14 protein-coding genes and 1 pseudogene are annotated in these 15884 nt (G+C 60.4%); 3 read left to right on the top strand and 12 right to left on the bottom strand.

The window, feature by feature from the left end; translation table 11 throughout:
- Positions 1 to 128: 128 nt before the first annotated feature.
- Positions 129 to 803: a DUF1190 domain-containing protein gene (locus CE491_RS27785; RefSeq protein ID WP_110951527.1), complete on the bottom strand. Its 675-nt coding sequence runs from the start codon at positions 801 to 803 to the stop codon at positions 129 to 131.
- A 322-nt stretch (positions 804 to 1125) separates the two neighbouring features.
- On the opposite strand from CE491_RS27785, the gene CE491_RS27780 reads away from it, so the two are divergent.
- A complete protein-coding gene (locus tag CE491_RS27780; protein ID WP_110951526.1) occupies positions 1126 to 1497 on the top strand; it encodes a hypothetical protein in 372 nt (123 codons plus the stop codon).
- 40 nt (positions 1498 to 1537) lie between these two features.
- On the opposite strand, the gene fdhA is transcribed toward CE491_RS27780, so the two are convergent.
- The 9 genes from fdhA to CE491_RS27730 form a co-directional block, all read right to left on the bottom strand.
- Positions 1538 to 2737, bottom strand: a complete 1200-nt coding sequence (gene fdhA, locus CE491_RS27775; protein ID WP_110951525.1) for a formaldehyde dehydrogenase, glutathione-independent — start codon at positions 2735 to 2737, stop codon at positions 1538 to 1540.
- A gap of 226 nt (positions 2738 to 2963) precedes the next feature.
- On the bottom strand, positions 2964 to 3821 hold the full coding sequence (purU, locus tag CE491_RS27770; protein ID WP_110951524.1) for a formyltetrahydrofolate deformylase: 858 nt from the start codon (positions 3819 to 3821) through the stop codon (positions 2964 to 2966).
- A gap of 126 nt (positions 3822 to 3947) precedes the next feature.
- Positions 3948 to 4580 carry a sarcosine oxidase subunit gamma gene (locus tag CE491_RS27765; RefSeq protein WP_110951523.1) on the bottom strand — a complete coding sequence of 211 codons (633 nt, stop codon included), beginning with the start codon at positions 4578 to 4580 and terminating at the stop codon, positions 3948 to 3950.
- A gap of 172 nt (positions 4581 to 4752) precedes the next feature.
- Positions 4753 to 7773 (bottom strand): sarcosine oxidase subunit alpha, encoded by a 3021-nt coding sequence (locus CE491_RS27760; RefSeq protein ID WP_110951522.1) that lies wholly within the window; start codon positions 7771 to 7773, stop codon positions 4753 to 4755.
- Complete coding sequence (locus tag CE491_RS27755) at positions 7770 to 8084, bottom strand: sarcosine oxidase subunit delta (protein ID WP_110951521.1); 315 nt, start codon at positions 8082 to 8084, stop codon at positions 7770 to 7772. Before CE491_RS27755 ends, CE491_RS27760 begins: the two co-directional genes overlap by 4 nt.
- Before the next feature lie 21 nt (positions 8085 to 8105).
- The gene (locus CE491_RS27750; RefSeq protein WP_110951520.1) at positions 8106 to 9356 is read right to left on the bottom strand and encodes a sarcosine oxidase subunit beta family protein; all 1251 of its coding nucleotides are present in this window, start codon (positions 9354 to 9356) and stop codon (positions 8106 to 8108) included.
- Positions 9357 to 9371: 15 nt separating this feature from the next.
- Entirely contained in the window at positions 9372 to 10625 is a 1254-nt protein-coding gene (glyA, locus tag CE491_RS27745) for a serine hydroxymethyltransferase (RefSeq protein ID WP_110951519.1), read from the bottom strand.
- A gap of 393 nt (positions 10626 to 11018) precedes the next feature.
- Entirely contained in the window at positions 11019 to 12236 is a 1218-nt protein-coding gene (gene alaC / locus CE491_RS27740; RefSeq protein WP_110951518.1) for an alanine transaminase, read from the bottom strand.
- A 266-nt stretch (positions 12237 to 12502) separates the two neighbouring features.
- Positions 12503 to 13246, bottom strand: a complete 744-nt coding sequence (locus tag CE491_RS27730; RefSeq protein ID WP_110951516.1) for a TraX family protein — start codon at positions 13244 to 13246, stop codon at positions 12503 to 12505.
- Between the two features lie 99 nt (positions 13247 to 13345).
- Between CE491_RS27730 and CE491_RS27725 the strand changes: the two genes are divergently transcribed.
- The gene (locus tag CE491_RS27725) at positions 13346 to 14386 is read left to right on the top strand and encodes a threonine aldolase family protein (protein WP_110951515.1); all 1041 of its coding nucleotides are present in this window, start codon (positions 13346 to 13348) and stop codon (positions 14384 to 14386) included.
- 124 nt (positions 14387 to 14510) lie between these two features.
- Here the strand turns inward: CE491_RS27725 and CE491_RS27720 are convergent, their stop codons facing one another.
- Together CE491_RS27720 and CE491_RS27715 are read right to left on the bottom strand one after the other, a co-directional pair.
- On the bottom strand, positions 14511 to 14813 hold the full coding sequence (locus CE491_RS27720; protein WP_110951514.1) for a cell division protein ZapA: 303 nt from the start codon (positions 14811 to 14813) through the stop codon (positions 14511 to 14513).
- Positions 14810 to 15043: a hypothetical protein gene (locus tag CE491_RS27715; protein WP_110951938.1), complete on the bottom strand. Its 234-nt coding sequence runs from the start codon at positions 15041 to 15043 to the stop codon at positions 14810 to 14812. Before CE491_RS27715 ends, CE491_RS27720 begins: the two co-directional genes overlap by 4 nt.
- 259 nt (positions 15044 to 15302) lie before the next feature.
- Between CE491_RS27715 and CE491_RS31420 the strand changes: the two are divergent.
- Positions 15303 to 15857 (top strand): annotated as a pseudogene (locus CE491_RS31420) (MCP four helix bundle domain-containing protein); the annotation flags it as partial.
- Between the last annotated feature and the right edge of the window lie 27 nt (positions 15858 to 15884).

Raw genomic sequence — 15884 nt, 5'->3', positions numbered from 1 at the left:
GCACCATGAGTCACACAGTGAGCTCGCCGCCGATTACGCCATCAACCTGGAACCGAAAAGTGGCTCGCCATCAGGCAAACCGGCCCGCCCAATCTTATAAAGGGCAATTAGCGTCGCCATAGGCCAGATCAGGGAATGGCGACGTCAACCAGGCGTTGCGGCTCGAAGATTCTTGCCAGTTGCCGGGTCCACAGCGGAGACCCTGGCGTGACCGGCGGCCGTTTGCTGAACGCGTTGGCAAACCGTTCACCATTACGCAGCTTTTCCCGCAGCGTGGTCAGGTGAAAGCCACCCTGATGATCACGCTCCCAATACAGCGGCTCGCTGAAAAAGCGCACTTGAGCCGCAGCGTCAGGTGAATGGCGTACTTCCTGGAGTTGCTGCGCCCATGATTTGTTCAGACTTGCCATCGGCGTGCGAGGCTCGCGTTGAGCGTGCAACGCGCAGGGCGGCAGCCGCGCATGGGTGATCAAGGAAAAGCCCGAAAGCCACGGCGTCCACAACTGAGAGGCACCGCTGACGAAGCACTCGCCCGGAATGAAATCGGCTTCACAGTCGGCCTGCTCGCGATAGGCCGGCGCGATTCGAACATGCTGTCGATACGCCGAACGGTAGCCCGACTCACAAACACGCGCGCGGATGCCAGCCCATTTACACGCATTGGCGTTTTCGAAGAAAACCGTGGAGCTGATCCAGCGTGGCGTCTGCGGCTGCGCCTGCCCATGCGCCAATACCGTGGGCATAGCGGTCAAACCGATCCCGACACCCGCCAGCAAGCCAGCTTTAATCGCTCCAATAAACATGTACCACCCGCGCCCTGAAAAAACCGGGCGGACAAATAGCACGTGGAAACGCCTCTAGAAACAAGCTGGAACGGAAATCAAATATTCCATAACCATTCTCGGAAATCCCTGACACCGGCCAGCGTAAGCACCTACGCGGCCCCCGAAAAAAGGCGGTCTCGAAACGGATCACCGCTTTCAGCGTATTCAAACCTCGACATAACCAATCGCGATTGTTGCCATTACGAATCGGCTCTAAAACTGTCATTTGTGACAGTAGGCAGGCGTATGGCGCACGTGCAATATGGGGCCTCGTTACGCAGGCCAAGGTAAAGGAGTACCCATGCGAAACGGACACGCTTGCGCCGCACTACTCGCCCTTTCGCTGGCCAGTCAGGCCTGTACGGCTGCAGATCTTTGCGCTTGTCCGAAGGTGACCGATATCAAGGCGCTAAAGCTGAACCCCGCCAACCCACTTCTGGCCGCGCCCTACAACAGGGGCTATGAGTACAAAGCCCCAGGGGAATCCGGCAAGGATTGGCACGGCGAGACGTTGGGCAGTAACGACAGCTATCTGGAGGCCAGATACGAACTCAGGCCTGAAACAATAGAAAATGAGCGTGAGAAAATCGTTTGCACCTACGTCGGCAAGGCGATCAGCGGCACAGGCGATCCCCTCTCGCAAACTTATCTGAAGCTGATTCAGGAGAAATAAAAAGGGCGACCGAGGTCACCCTTTTTTGGCGCCCGTCAGCCTAGGCCGCGCTGAACAGCTTGTGCGGGTCGATCACGAATTTCTTCGGAACGCCTGCGTCGAATTCACCGTAACCGCGCGGCGCGTCGTCGAGGCTGATGACTTGCACGCCGACCACTTCGGCGATGTTGATGCGGTCCCACATGATGGCCTGCATCAGTTGGCGGTTGTACTTCATGACCGGGGTCTGGCCGGTATGGAAGCTGTGGGATTTCGCCCAGCCCAGGCCAAAGCGAATGCTTAAGCTACCGATTTTTGCGGCAGCATCCACAGCGCCCGGGTCTTCGGTGACGTACAGGCCGGGGATACCGATCTTGCCCGCGACGCGTACCACGCCCATCAAGGAGTTGAGCACGGTGGCCGGGGCTTCGGCCTTGGCGCCCGCGTGACCATGGCCACGAGCTTCGAAGCCTACGGCGTCAACGGCGCAGTCCACTTCAGGTTCGCCCAGCAATGCGGCGATCTGTTCGTGTAGCGGGGTGTCTTTGGACAGGTCGGCGATTTCGAAACCCTGAGCCTTGGCGTGGGCCAGACGCACCGGGTTGACGTCCCCGACGATGACCACGGCAGCGCCCAGCAGACGCGCCGAAGCGGCCGCCGCCAGACCGACCGGACCGGCACCGGCGATGTACACCGAGCTGCCCGGACCGACACCGGCAGTCACCGCGCCGTGGTAGCCGGTCGGCAGAATGTCGGAGAGGCAGGTCAGGTCGCGAATCTTCTCCATCGCCTTGTCGCGACCAGACAGCTTGAGCAGGTTGAAATCGGCATACGGCACCAGCACGTATTCGGCCTGGCCACCGGTCCAGTCGCCCATGTCGACGTAGCCGTAAGCACCACCGGCGCGGGCCGGGTTGACGGTCAGGCAGACGCCGGTGTGTTGTTCCTTGCAGGACCGGCAGCGGCCGCACGCAACGTTAAAAGGCACCGACACCAGATCGCCGATTTGCAGGTTTTCGACGTCGCTGCCCTTCTCGATCACTTCACCGGTGATCTCGTGACCAAGCACCAGGCCAACCTGCGCAGTGGTGCGACCACGCACCATGTGTTGGTCGGAGCCACATATGTTGGTGGATACCACGCGCAGGATGACACCGTGCTCGATCTTCTTCCCGCGCGGGTCCTGCATTTTGGGATAGTCGATCTTCTGTACTTCGACCTTACCTGCGCCGAGATACACCACACCACGATTACCAGACATGCTTTCACCTCGCTGTTTGTTGTTATGGATACAGCCGTGTAGCGGAGTTATGCGTTGCTTGGGTGTTGCGGCAACGCTCTGATTGCCCTGGTTGTTTCGGTTAAAAATTCAGCGCGTTCCGCTGTAGGAGCGCGCTGGCCCGCGATACAGATGCCGCGGCGTTCAGGCAGATGGCGTCATCGCTCATCGCGGGCGAGGACTGGGCGTTCCCCCACGCGCCTACAGATCACAGCACCACCGTGCGATTGGCGTTGAGAAACACGCGCCGTTCAATGTGATAACCCACCGCGCGGGCCAGGGTCAGCCCTTCGATGTCGCGACCCTTGGCGATCAGGTCCTCGGGGTAGTGGCTATGATCCACCGCCTCGACGCCCTGAGCGATGATCGGACCTTCGTCCAGATCGTTGTTGATGTAATGCGCCGTAGCGCCGACCAGCTTGACGCCCTTGTTGTAGGCCTGGTGATACGGCTTGGCACCCTTGAAGCCCGGCAGCAGCGAGTGGTGAATGTTGATCGCCTTGCCATCGAGCTTGCGGCACAGCTCTGGTGACAGCACCTGCATGTAACGGGCAAGTACCACCAGCTCGGCGCCGGACTCTTCGATCACCTGCCAGACCTTGGCTTCCTGGGAAGGCTTGTCGTTGGGGTCGAGAGGGAAATGGTAGTAGGGAATGTCGTGCCAGCGCGCCAAGGGTTCGAGATCGGGGTGGTTGGAGACCACGGCGACCACGTCCATCGACAGTTGGTTGATGCGCTGACGGTAGAGCAGATCGTTCAGGCAATGATCGGCCTTGGAGACCATGATCACGACTTTTGGTCTGTAGTTTGGCGCTGTCAGCTCGAAGACCATGCCAAAGGCTTGGCCGCGCTCGGCGAGACCTGCGCGGAACGACGCTTCGTCGAAACCATCGGGCTGGCGAAATTCGACGCGAATGAAAAAGCGGCTGGACAGCCGGTCATCGAACGAATGGTGCTCGGTGACATAGCAACCCTGCTCGAACAGATAGCGCGTCACCGCGTCCACCGTACCCAGTACGCTGGGGCAGTCGGCGGTCAGAATCCAGGTATCGGGGGCGCGGCTCATGGGTGTTGCTCCTGTGGGTGCATCTGAAGAAGTTTCGCAGGGGCGCGCTTGCCCGCGAATCGGTATGTCTGAGACGAAAATGTTGACTGACACACTGCAATCGCGGGCAAGCGCGCTCCTACAGGATCAAGCGGCGATACCCAATCCATACTCGGCGCTCGCATCCTGCAGCCACAACCACCAGTAATCGGCGAAGCTGCGCCGGATGACCAGTTCCCAGGTTTCTTCGCCAGTACGGCGGATTACCAGTTGCGACTTGGCGAACACAGTGCCAACGGCCTTGCCCACCGGGAAGTTGCTCGGGTGCACGTCGTAACTGGTGGATTTCATCAGCACGTCGCGTACGTTGGGGCCGGTCAGTTCCAGCAGCGACTGGCCGCCGCTGACGTTGACGATCGCGATGTGCTGACCGTCCAGCGCTTCGCGCAATTTCTGCTCGACGGCGAATTCCTCGCCGGTCGGCACGATCAGCAGCCACTCATCCGGGCCCAGCCACTGGATCGAGCTGTCACCCTTGGACACCAGCGCCAGCGCGCCGGGTAGTTCCATGCCCAACGCGTTGTGGACGCCTGCCGCGAAAGCCGGATCATGGCCGTTGCCACGAATGGTCAGGTGGCCCAGCAGTTTTTTCTCGCGCAGCACCACACCCGGGTTGGTGCAGCCTTTGCCGACCAGGCTATTCAGGTCGGCGTGAAACAGTGGCGACTCGGCTTTGACGTCGGTCGTTGGCCGCTGTTGATAAACGTTGGCTGTGGTCATAGAGCACCTGTTTTGAATTCTGTTGTACCGGTCGATGCGACATTTTCAGCGTTTCGGACGGCCTCTTCGTAAGCAAGCTCACTCCCACAGGCGTAGGCGGTTTACTGTGGGAGCGAGCCTGCCCGCGAATCGATAAGGCAACGCGGTGCATCAGACACACCGCGCCCGCCTATCACTCCACGTTCTGCCGCTCACCCTTCGGATCGAAGAACACCGAAGACACAATCTCTGCCTCGATCACCGAGCCATCCGCCTGCGGGGAGAACACTCGCTCGCCCATGCGCTTCAGACCGCCCTTGACCACGCCCATGGCGAACGAATAACCCAGCGAGTTCGCTGCGTAGCTCGACGTCACGTGGCCGACCATCGTCATCGGAATCGACTGTTTCGCATCCAGCACAAGCTGCGCGCCTTCCGGCAGCCATTTGTTCGGATCGACTGGCTTGAGGCCCACCAGTTGCTTGCGGTCTTCACGCACGCAGTCCTCTCGATTCATGCCACGCTGGCCGATCCACGAAAACGGCTTGGTGCGGCCGACACACCAGCCCATGTTCAGGTCGTCCGGGGTCATCGAGCCATCGGTATCCTGGCCAACGATGATGAAGCCCTTCTCGGCCCGCAGGACGTGCATGGTCTCGGTGCCGTACGGGGTCAGGTTGTACTTCTTGCCGGCCTCGGCGATTTTTTCCAACACACCCATCGCGTAGTCGGCCTGAATGTTCACCTCGTAGGAAAGCTCGCCGGTGAAGGAAATCCGGAACACGCGAGCCGGAACGCCGCCGACCAGACCTTCTTTCCAGGTCATGAACGGGAAGGCTTCACGGTCCAGGTCGATGTCAGTCACTTCGCCGAGCAGCTTGCGGCTGTTCGGACCGGACAGGGTCAGGGTCGCGTAATGGTCGGTGACCGAGGTGAAATACACCTTCAGGTCTGGCCATTCGGTCTGCTGATAGATTTCCAGCCATTGCAGAACACGCGCGGCGCCGCCTGTGGTGGTGGTCATGATGAAATGGTTGTCGGCGACACAGGCGGTTACGCCATCGTCGAAAACCATGCCGTCTTCCTTGCACATCAGGCCGTAGCGCGCTTTACCCACGTCGAGCTTGGTCCAGGCGTTGGTATAGATGCGGTTCAGGAACTCGCGCGCATCCGGGCCCTGGATGTCGATCTTGCCGAGGGTCGAGGCGTCCAGCAGGCCGACGCTGTCACGCACGGCCTTGCATTCGCGACGCACGGCAGCATGGATGTCTTCACCGGCTTTCGGGAAGTACCACGGACGTTTCCACTGGCCGACATCTTCGAATTCGGCGCCGTTCTTGACGTGCCAGGCGTGCAACGCGGTGAAGCGCACAGGCTCGAAGATGTGGCCACAGTGACGACCGGCGACCGCGCCGAAGGTCACCGGCGTGTAGTTGGGGCGGAACATGGTGGTGCCCATTTCCGGGATCGAGACGTTCAGCGAACGGGCCGCGATGGCCAGACCGTTGACGTTGCCCAGCTTGCCCTGATCGGTGCCGAAGCCCAGCGCGGTATAGCGCTTGACGTGTTCGACCGACTCGAAGCCTTCACGGGTTGCCAGTTCGATGCCAGCGGCAGTGACGTCGTTTTGCAGGTCGACGAACTGCTTCGGCGCACGTGTGGTGGATTTTTCATGCGGCACCTGAAACAGCGCCAGCGTCGGCTCTTCAACGCGGCTCAGCGCTTTGGGCATCACAGCTTCCACCGGTTGGAAGCCGGCTTCGCTCGCAGCGCGCACGCCACCTTCGAAACCGTCAGCCAGCGAATCTGCGAGCGCGTAGACGCCGTTCACGCCACCCACGCACACGCGTTTCTGCGGCGCTTCACCCGGTACGAAACCGAGGATGTCTTCACGCCAGACCGGCTTGCCGCCCAAGTGCGAGGCCAGGTGAACGATCGGGCTGTAACCGCCGGAGCTGGCGACCAAGTCGCAGTCCAGCCATTCGCCGGGGCTGGTGACCTTGTGCGATTTGACTTCGATGGCTGCGACGCGAGCACCGCTGACACGCTTGCTGCCACGGGCTTCGATCACAGCGCTGCCCGTCAGAATACGAATGCCTTTGGCGCGCGCTTCTTCCACCAGCGCACCACGAGGGTTGTGGCGCGCATCGGCTACCGCGACCACTTGCAGACCGGCGTCGAGCCAGTCCAGCGCAACGCGGTAGGCGTAATCGTTGTTGGTCGACAACACCAGTTTCTTGCCCGGCGCTACGCCATAACGGCGGACATACGTCGAAACGGCGCCGGCCAGCATGTTGCCGGGCACGTCGTTGTTGCCGTAGACCAATGGGCGTTCATGAGTACCGGTCGCCAGCACCACGCGCTTGGCGCGAACGCGGTGCAGGCGCTGACGGACCTGGCCGATGGGCGCGCGGTCGCCGAGGTGATCGGTCAGGCGCTCGTGAATGGTCAGGAAGTTGTGGTCGTGATAGCCGTTGACCGTGGCGCGTGGCAGCAGGGTCACGTTGGCCAGGCCTTTCAATTCAGCAACAACAGTGGCAACCCACTCCGCCGCTGGCTTGCCGTCGAGGCTTTCGCGGGAGTCCAGCAGACTGCCGCCGAATTCTTCCTGTTCGTCGGCGATGATCACCCGAGCACCACTGCGCGCCGCCGCCAGAGCCGCCGCCAGGCCGGCAGGACCCGCACCGACCACCAGCACGTCGCAATGCTGGTTCATGTTGTCGTAGGTATCCGGATCGTTTTCAGTCGGCGAACGACCCAGACCAGCAGCCTTACGAATGTATTTCTCGTAAGTCATCCAGAACGATTGCGGATACATGAAGGTTTTGTAGTAGAAGCCCGGCGGCATCAGCTTGCCGCCGACCTTGCCGAGAATCCCCATCATGTCGGTGTTCACGCTCGGCCAGCCATTGGTGCTGGTGGCGACCAGGCCTGCGTACAGGGCCTGTTGCGTGGCGCGCACGTTCGGGATCTGCGTGGCTTCGGTGGCACCGATCTGCAGTACCGCGTTGGGCTCTTCGCAGCCCGCTGCGAAAATGCCGCGAGGACGCGAATATTTGAAGCTGCGGCCGATGATGTCGACGCCGTTGGCCAACAGGGCCGCGGCCAGGGTGTCGCCTTCAAAGCCTTGGTAAGTCTGACCGTTGAAGCTGAAGTTCAGGACCTTGCTGCGGTCGATGCGGCCGCCGTTGGGCAGGCGATTGGTCTGGCTCATGCCTGATCTCCCTTTCTGATAGCGGGAACCTGGTTAACAAACTGAGGTTTGGTGCCAATCAGATAGGTCTCGAGAATTTCGTAAGTCATGGTGTCACGCGTGGCGTTGAAGTACTGACGGCAACCGGCTGCGTGAATCCACAGTTCGTGGTGCAGGCCGCGCGGGTTGTCGCGGAAGAACATGTAGTCGCCCCATTCGGCGTCGGTGCAGGCGGCCGGGTCCAGCGGACGCGGGATATGTGCCTGGCCGGACGCGTGGAATTCCTCTTCGGAGCGCAGTTCGCCACAGTGAGGACAGAAGATGTGCAGCATCGGAGTTTCTCCTGTGAGCGGTTAGTGCGCGACAGCCGCAGCGCCATGTTCATCGATCAATGCGCCGTTGTGAAAACGGTCGATTGAGAAAGGTTTGGCCAGCGGGTGCATTTCACCCTTGGCCAGGCTTGCGGCAAACACGTTGCCCGAGCCTGGAGTCGCCTTGAAGCCGCCGGTGCCCCAACCGCAGTTGAAGAACATGTTCGGCACAGGCGTTTTGGAAATGATCGGGCAGGCATCCGGCGTGGTGTCGACGATGCCGCCCCACTGGCGGTTCATGCGCACGCGAGACAGCACCGGGAACATCTCGACGATGGCCTGGATGGTGTGCTCGATCACCGGGTACGAACCGCGCTGACCGTAGCCAACCCAGCCGTCGATTCCGGCGCCGATCACCAGGTCGCCCTTGTCGGACTGGCTGATATAACCGTGTACCGCGTTGGACATGATCACGCTGTCGATGATGGGTTTGATTGGCTCGGACACCAGTGCTTGCAGCGGATGGGATTCGACCGGCAGACGGAAACCGGCGAGCTTGGCCATATGGCCGGAGTTACCGGCGGTGACCACGCCAACGCGCTTGGCACCGATGAAGCCCTTGCTGGTTTCGACGCCGATGCACACGCCGTTTTCCTTGCGGAATCCTGTCACTTCGGTCTGTTGAATCAGGTCCACGCCCAAGGCGTCGGCGGCGCGGGCAAAGCCCCAGGCCACGGCGTCGTGACGCGCAACACCACCGCGACGTTGCACAGTCGCGCCGATGATCGGGTAGCGGGTGTTCTTCGAGCAGTCCAGGTACGGAATCTCTTCGGCCACTTGCTTGCCATTGAGCAGTTCGCCGTCCACACCGTTCAAACGGTTGGCGCTGACACGGCGCTCGGAGTCACGCATATCCTGCAGGGTGTGGCACAGGTTGTAGACGCCGCGCTGGGAGAACATCACGTTGTAGTTCAGGTCCTGAGACAGACCTTCCCACAGCTTCATCGCGTGCTCGTACAGATGCGCGGACTCGTCCCACAGGTAGTTGGAACGCACAATGGTCGTGTTACGAGCGGTGTTGCCGCCGCCCAGCCAGCCCTTCTCGACCACAGCCACATTGGTGATGCCATGTTCCTTGGCCAGGTAGTAGGCCGTTGCCAAGCCATGCCCGCCGCCGCCGACGATGACCACGTCGTAGACTTTTTTCGGGGTCGGCGTGCGCCACATGCGCTGCCAGTTTTCGTGGTGGCTGAGGGAGTGTTTGAAGAGGCCGAAGCCTGAGTAATGCTGCATGGTGCGACTCCTGACTCAGCGGTAAACCGGGAAATCGGCGCACAGCGCGGCGACCTGACCGGCGACATTGGCCTCGACATCGGCATCGCCGAGGTTGTCGAGGATGTCGCAGATCCAGCCTGCCAGCGTGACGCATTGAGTGACTTTGAAACCGCGAGTGGTGACCGCCGGGGTGCCGATGCGCAGGCCCGAAGTCACGAACGGCGATTGTGGATCGTTGGGAACGGCGTTCTTGTTGACGGTGATGTGTGAGCGACCCAGCGCGGCGTCGGCGTCCTTACCGGTCAGGCCCTGACGGATCAGGCTGACGAGGAACAGGTGGTTGTCCGTGCCGCCGGACACTACGTCGTAACCGCGATCGATGAACACCTGCGCCATGGCCTGCGCGTTGTCGATCACTTGCTGTTGGTAGGTTTTGAAGCCTGGCTCCATCGCTTCCTTGAAGCACACCGCCTTGCCGGCGATAACGTGCATCAGCGGGCCGCCCTGAGCACCGGGGAACACGGCGGAGTTGAGTTTTTTCTCGATCTCTTCGTTGGACTTGGCCAGGATCAGGCCGCCACGCGGGCCGCGCAGGGTCTTGTGGGTGGTGGTGGTGACCACATCGGCGTACGGCAGCGGGTTCGGGTACAGGCCAGCGGCGACCAGTCCGGCGACGTGGGCCATGTCGACGAACAGCAGCGCACCGACCTTGTCAGCGATCTGGCGGAAGCGCGGGAAGTCCAGGGTCTTGGAGTAGGCCGAGAAACCGGCAACGATCATTTTCGGTTTGTGCTCGACGGCCAGACGCTCGACTTCGTCGTAATCGATCAGGCCGGTGGTGGTGTCGATGCCGTATTGAACCGCGTTGTACAGCTTGCCCGATGACGACACCTTGGCGCCGTGGGTCAGGTGACCGCCATGGGCCAGACTCATGCCCAGAATAGTGTCGCCCGCTTGCAGCAGGGCCAGGTAAACGGCGCTGTTGGCCGAAGAACCGGAATGTGGCTGGACGTTGGCGTAATCGGCGCCGAACAGCTGTTTGGCGCGGTCGATGGCCAATTGCTCAACCTTGTCCACGTGCTCGCAGCCACCGTAGTAGCGCTTGCCCGGATAGCCTTCGGCGTATTTATTGGTCAGGCCGCTGCCCTGAGCCTGCATCACGCGCTTGCTGGTGTAGTTCTCCGAGGCGATCAGCTCGATGTGATCTTCCTGACGCTGTTCCTCGGCACTCATCGCTGCCAACAGTGCGTCGTCATAACCCTGGATTTGGTCTTGCTTGCTGAACATCGCGGTTCTCCCAGCGGCGGCGCGGCGCCTGAATGATCGATAGGGCTTGTGGACTGCCCTTTGGAAGCGATGGTATGGCCGACGCAGACTGCCCAGATGCCTACGCACGCCACACAAAGGCGCGTTTACGACATGGGTTGGCGCGGAGAGATCAGGGCGAGAGGTTGGCGATCCGCAGCAACCAACAATATTGGCCATAACCCATACTCTGTGGGAGCGAGCTTGCTCGCGAAGGCCGAGGGCGGGGCGCTAGAGATATGCGGGACGTACCGCCTCTTTCGCGAGCAAGCTCTCCCCTACAGGTCAGCGGAGTGCCTGATGCAGGGGGCAGATCCTGAAAACGAAAATCCCCCAGTTGTGGGCCGGGGGATTTTCAGGGAGCGGATGTCGCAATCAGACCGATTTGGCAGGCAGCAGCCCGTCGGCCCGGAACATTCCGCGAATACCGCGCACCGCCTGACGGATCCGGTCCTGATTCTCGATCAGCGCGAAACGCACATGGTCGTCGCCGTATTCACCAAAACCGACACCCGGCGAGACGCAGACCTTGGCCTCGAGCAACAGCTTCTTGGCGAACTCCAGCGAGCCCATATGTGCGTAGGCTTCGGGAATCTTGGCCCAGACGTACATCGACGCTTTCGGGTTTTCCACCATCCAGCCCAGTTCGTGCAGGCCTTTTACCAACACATTGCGGCGTTGACGGTACTGCTCGGCGATGTCGAGCACGCACTGCTGATCACCTTCCAGCGCCGCGATGGCCGCCACTTGCAGCGGGGTGAAGGTGCCGTAGTCGTGGTAGCTCTTGATCCGCGCGAGCGCATTGACCAGTTCCGGGTTACCAACCATGAAGCCGATCCGCCAGCCTGCCATGTTGTAGCTCTTGGACAGGGTGAAAAACTCCACCGCGATGTCCTTGGCACCAGGGACCTGCATGATCGACGGGGCTTTCCAGCCGTCGTAGACGATGTCGGCGTAGGCAAGGTCGTGAACCACCAGCACGTCGTACTGTTTGGCCAGCGCGACCACGCGCTCGAAAAAGTCCAGCTCCACACACTGCGCCGTCGGGTTGGACGGGAAGCCCAGGATCATCATCTTCGGCTTGGGGATCGAGCCGCGAATGGCTTTTTCCAGCTCGGCGAAGAAATCCACGCCCGGCACCAGCGGCACGGAGCGCACCTGCGCGCCAGCGATGACGGCGCCGTAGATGTGGATCGGATAGCTGGGGTTCGGCACCAACACTGTGTCGCCCTGATCGAGGGTGGCGAGCATCAGGTGCGCCAGGCCCTCTTTGGAACCGATGGTGACGATGGCTTCGCTTTCGGGATCGATGTCGACCTCGTAGCGTTTTTTGTACCAGCTGGAAATCGCCCGACGCAGACGCGGAATGCCACGCGACGTCGAGTAGCCGTGAGTGTCTTCACGTTGGGCGACGGTGACCAGTTTTTCGACGATATGCGGCGGCGTTGCCCCATCAGGGTTGCCCATGCTCAGGTCGATGATGTCTTCACCACGACGACGAGCGGCCATCTTCAGCTCGGCGGTGATGTTGAACACGTAAGGGGGGAGTCGATCGATGCGCGCGAAACGGCGCGGCGAACCTTGGTCTGCCATGGTGGCCTCTAGAAGACGTAAGCGCCCGGAACCGTCCGAGCGACGCTGGCCACTGCGGTGGCCTGGTGCGGAAGATAATCGGGGCGATGACGGTTTGTCTATACCGATTTCCGCCTCATCCCGAATCCTCTGTGGGAGCGAGCTTGCTCGCGAATGCTGAGTCTCAAACGCTAAAAATATTATGGCTGTACCGGCCTCTTCGTGAGCAAGCTCGCTCCCACAGGTCAACGGTTGACCGTGTAATCCGTGATGGCCTTACGAAGAAATCAATCCAACAAAATGCGCAGCCCCAACAGCAGCAAAAAATGTCCCGGATAAATTAAATATGCCCAGCGCCGCATCGGCCAGACGCCGAATGGCGGCTTACAGCGCAATAACACCAGTCCCAGCCATGGCCCGAGCAGACACGCGATCAGCGCGCCAATCGAAACCGGGTCGCCCCACCGCATGCCGTCGATGATCTTCGGCCACTCGTTGCTCAACAGACACACCACGCCCGGCAGCACTGCCAGCCACAGCGATCTGCGCAACACCAGCAGGCAAGCGGTCGGCAGCAGCACGCCATAGGCGCCGAACATCAATTGTTGGCCGAAAGCGACACCGACGCCCAGTGCCAGCACGCCCATGATCCGCGTCGGCCATGACCGAATGAGCACCCCTTGCGCCACCAGCAAGCCCAACGTCAGCGTCGGCAGCACATTCAGTGTCGTGACTTCATCGGCCATATACAGGCGATAGGGAAACTGCGCCACAATCGAAAACACCGCCAGCCACGCCAGATATTTCCCATTCAGGCCGGGCTGACTGCCCCGAGCCGCCTCCCGCCCGACATTCACCGCAATCGCCAGGCAAAACCAGGCGAACGCCAGCCGCCCCGGCACGTACAGCCAATCGACATGCCAGCCGACGTAACGCAGGTGATCGAGCACCATGCTCAGCATCGCCAGCCACTTGAGCAGGTCCAGCGCGCGATCTCGCACGCGTCGTTCGATTGAATGGGTTTCGCTCATCTCACTTCGCTATTTGACTGAAATTTGTGACGCAAGAATGCATGACCAAAACATCGAAATCTGGTTACAGTCGCAGCCTTCGATTACAGGGAACCGGCCATGTCAGACCAAAGCCAGCAGTTTGCCAGCGACAACTATTCGGGGATCTGCCCGGAAGCCTGGGCGGCCATGGAACAAGCCAACCACGGGCATCAACGCGCCTATGGGGACGACCAATGGACAGCGCGCGCGGCCGATCAATTCCGCCTGCTGTTCGAAACTGATTGCGAAGTGTTTTTCGCCTTCAACGGCACCGCAGCCAACTCATTGGCGCTGTCGTCGCTTTGCCAGAGTTATCACAGCGTCATCTGTTCGGAAACTGCCCACGTCGAAACCGACGAATGCGGCGCGCCGGAGTTTTTCTCCAACGGCTCGAAACTGCTGACCGCCCGCAGCGAGAACGGCAAACTGACGCCGCAATCGATCCGCGAAGTAGCGCTCAAGCGCGCGGACATCCACTATCCCAAACCCCGCGTCGTCACCCTGACCCAGGCCACCGAAGTCGGTAGCGTTTACCTGCCTGAAGAGCTGAAAGCCATCAGCGACACCTGCAAGGAGTTGGGCCTGAACCTGCACATGGACGGCGCGCGTTTCGCCAACGCTTGTGCCTATCTGGGTTGCACGCCCGCGCAACTGACCTGGAAAGCCGGCATCGACGTGCTCTGCTTTGGCGGCACCAAGAACGGCATGGCGGTGGGAGAGGCGATTCTGTTCTTCAACCACAAACTGGCTGAAGACTTCGACTATCGCTGCAAACAGGCGGGGCAACTGGCGTCGAAAATGCGCTTTCTGTCAGCGCCGTGGGTCGGCCTGTTGGAGAATGACGCCTGGCTCAAACACGCCCGTCATGCCAACAGCTGCGCGCAGTTGCTGGCCGAACTGGTGAAGGACATTCCTGGCGTAGAACTGATGTTTCCGGTACAGGCCAACGGCGTGTTCCTGCAGCTGTCGGAAGCCGCCATCGCGGCACTCACCGCCAGGGGCTGGCGCTTCTACACCTTCATCGGCAGCGGCGGCGCACGCTTCATGTGCTCGTGGGACACCGAAGAGACCCGCGTGCGCGAGCTTGCGGCGGATATCAGGCTGGTGATGACGGCCTAAGGCAGGCGTAACAGCGTCCATGTAGCAACGCGCTTGCCCGCGATAAAAACGACACAGTTGTACAGCCCACCGGTCATCGTTTTTCGCGGGCAAGCGCGTGCCTGCAATCGTCCGCACGCAGGCATCACCCCTGCGCAATCACCTTCTCAATCACCTCGACCGTCGCACTGACTTTGTCCTCATAACGGCTCAGCTCTTCGGCGTGCTGCTGTTTGAGTTCGATCTGCCTGGAGCACAGATTCAGTGCCGCCAGGACCAGCAAGCGGTCGCCGATCAGGGTCGGGTAGCTGCGTTTGGTCTCGGACAATGCAGACTTGAGCATGACCACGGCATCCATCAAGGTCTGCTCCTGGCCTTCAGGCGCCTTGATCGTATAGTCGTTGCCGAGAATGGAAATGACCTTTGTGGTGTCGCGGTCGCTGGTCATGCGTCGACCGCGCTGACGCTGGTGGCACGATCGACCAGTGCCTGGATCCGCGCAGCGGTAGCGCCCTGCTTCTCTTCCTGCTCCAGCAGGCTCAGCTGCAAACTATCGTTCTCATCCCTGGCTTGCTTGAGTTCTTCGCCGAGCTTCGCGTTCGTGTTCTGCAGCTCCTGATTGTGCTGCACCAAGTCACCGACGAGCTTTTCCAACTGGCTTAGGGATGCTTCCAACATTTTGATTTTCCAGGCAAATTTCAAAGGGCGCGTACGATAAAGAAAAGTCACTCCAGCTACCAGTGAAATCAGGGCTTTCACGCCACTACACCGAACAGACAAGCACTTGTACTACTTCAATTGCGCAAACGCATAACGGACCTGATTGACTGCGTTTTCCCGGTCTTGTTCCTGCTGTTCGTCAGATCGGGTCCCTGCGACATAAGCGCACAGCAATGATCCAGAGCGTTCAAGTCTTGGCAGAGACTACCGATACGTCATGCATCGCTGTCATTACTCCCCTTGTCTCGCATGGATCGCGGCTTTCCCAGGAACCGTCATGTCCCTACGCAATATCAATATCGCGCCTCGCGCCTTCCTCGGTTTTTCCATCATCGGCTTGCTGATGCTGGCGCTTGGTATCTTCGCTCTGACGCAAATGAGCAAGATCAACGACGCGACAGAGGCCATGGCCACCAACAGCATGCCTAGCATCAAGGCGCTGGATAAGTTGACCGAAGCGAGCATTCGCCTGCGCGTGCTGTCGTATCGGCTGATGCTAAACCGCGAAGCCGAAACGCAGCAGAAGACCATTGAGCTGCTGGCCATGCGCAACCGGCAGATCGAGGAAGCCCGGGCGATCTACGTCAAACTGATTTCCGCTCCTGAGGAGCAGGCCGCGTACGACCAATACGTAAAGCTTCTCGCTGACTACCGCCAGCTTGAGGACCGCATGAAGTCCTTGAACAATGCCAACAAAATGGACGAGCTGACTGTCCTGCTCAATAACGACTTACAGACCAACTCGGACCAGATGAACGTGGTGCTGGCCAAACTGGTGGAGACCAACACTCAACAGCTC

Source organism: Pseudomonas bohemica, assembly GCF_002934685.1.
Taxonomy (GTDB): domain Bacteria; phylum Pseudomonadota; class Gammaproteobacteria; order Pseudomonadales; family Pseudomonadaceae; genus Aquipseudomonas; species Aquipseudomonas bohemica.
The sequence above is the reverse complement of the archived record's forward strand: the minus strand, read 5'-3'. Positions and strand labels throughout refer to the sequence as shown.

Bases quoted from the DNA above. Each gene is read 5' to 3' on its own strand.
- CE491_RS27785 (WP_110951527.1), bottom strand. From the start codon at position 803: ATGTTTATTGGAGCGATTAAAGCTGGCTTGCTGGCGGGTGTCGGGATC.
- CE491_RS27780 (WP_110951526.1), top strand. From the start codon at position 1,126: ATGCGAAACGGACACGCTTGCGCCGCACTACTCGCCCTTTCGCTGGCC.
- fdhA (WP_110951525.1), bottom strand. From the start codon at position 2,737: ATGTCTGGTAATCGTGGTGTGGTGTATCTCGGCGCAGGTAAGGTCGAA.
- purU (WP_110951524.1), bottom strand. From the start codon at position 3,821: ATGAGCCGCGCCCCCGATACCTGGATTCTGACCGCCGACTGCCCCAGC.
- CE491_RS27765 (WP_110951523.1), bottom strand. From the start codon at position 4,580: ATGACCACAGCCAACGTTTATCAACAGCGGCCAACGACCGACGTCAAA.
- CE491_RS27760 (WP_110951522.1), bottom strand. From the start codon at position 7,773: ATGAGCCAGACCAATCGCCTGCCCAACGGCGGCCGCATCGACCGCAGC.
- CE491_RS27755 (WP_110951521.1), bottom strand. From the start codon at position 8,084: ATGCTGCACATCTTCTGTCCTCACTGTGGCGAACTGCGCTCCGAAGAG.
- CE491_RS27750 (WP_110951520.1), bottom strand. From the start codon at position 9,356: ATGCAGCATTACTCAGGCTTCGGCCTCTTCAAACACTCCCTCAGCCAC.
- glyA (WP_110951519.1), bottom strand. From the start codon at position 10,625: ATGTTCAGCAAGCAAGACCAAATCCAGGGTTATGACGACGCACTGTTG.
- alaC (WP_110951518.1), bottom strand. From the start codon at position 12,236: ATGGCAGACCAAGGTTCGCCGCGCCGTTTCGCGCGCATCGATCGACTC.
- CE491_RS27730 (WP_110951516.1), bottom strand. From the start codon at position 13,246: ATGAGCGAAACCCATTCAATCGAACGACGCGTGCGAGATCGCGCGCTG.
- CE491_RS27725 (WP_110951515.1), top strand. From the start codon at position 13,346: ATGTCAGACCAAAGCCAGCAGTTTGCCAGCGACAACTATTCGGGGATC.
- CE491_RS27720 (WP_110951514.1), bottom strand. From the start codon at position 14,813: ATGACCAGCGACCGCGACACCACAAAGGTCATTTCCATTCTCGGCAAC.
- CE491_RS27715 (WP_110951938.1), bottom strand. From the start codon at position 15,043: ATGTTGGAAGCATCCCTAAGCCAGTTGGAAAAGCTCGTCGGTGACTTG.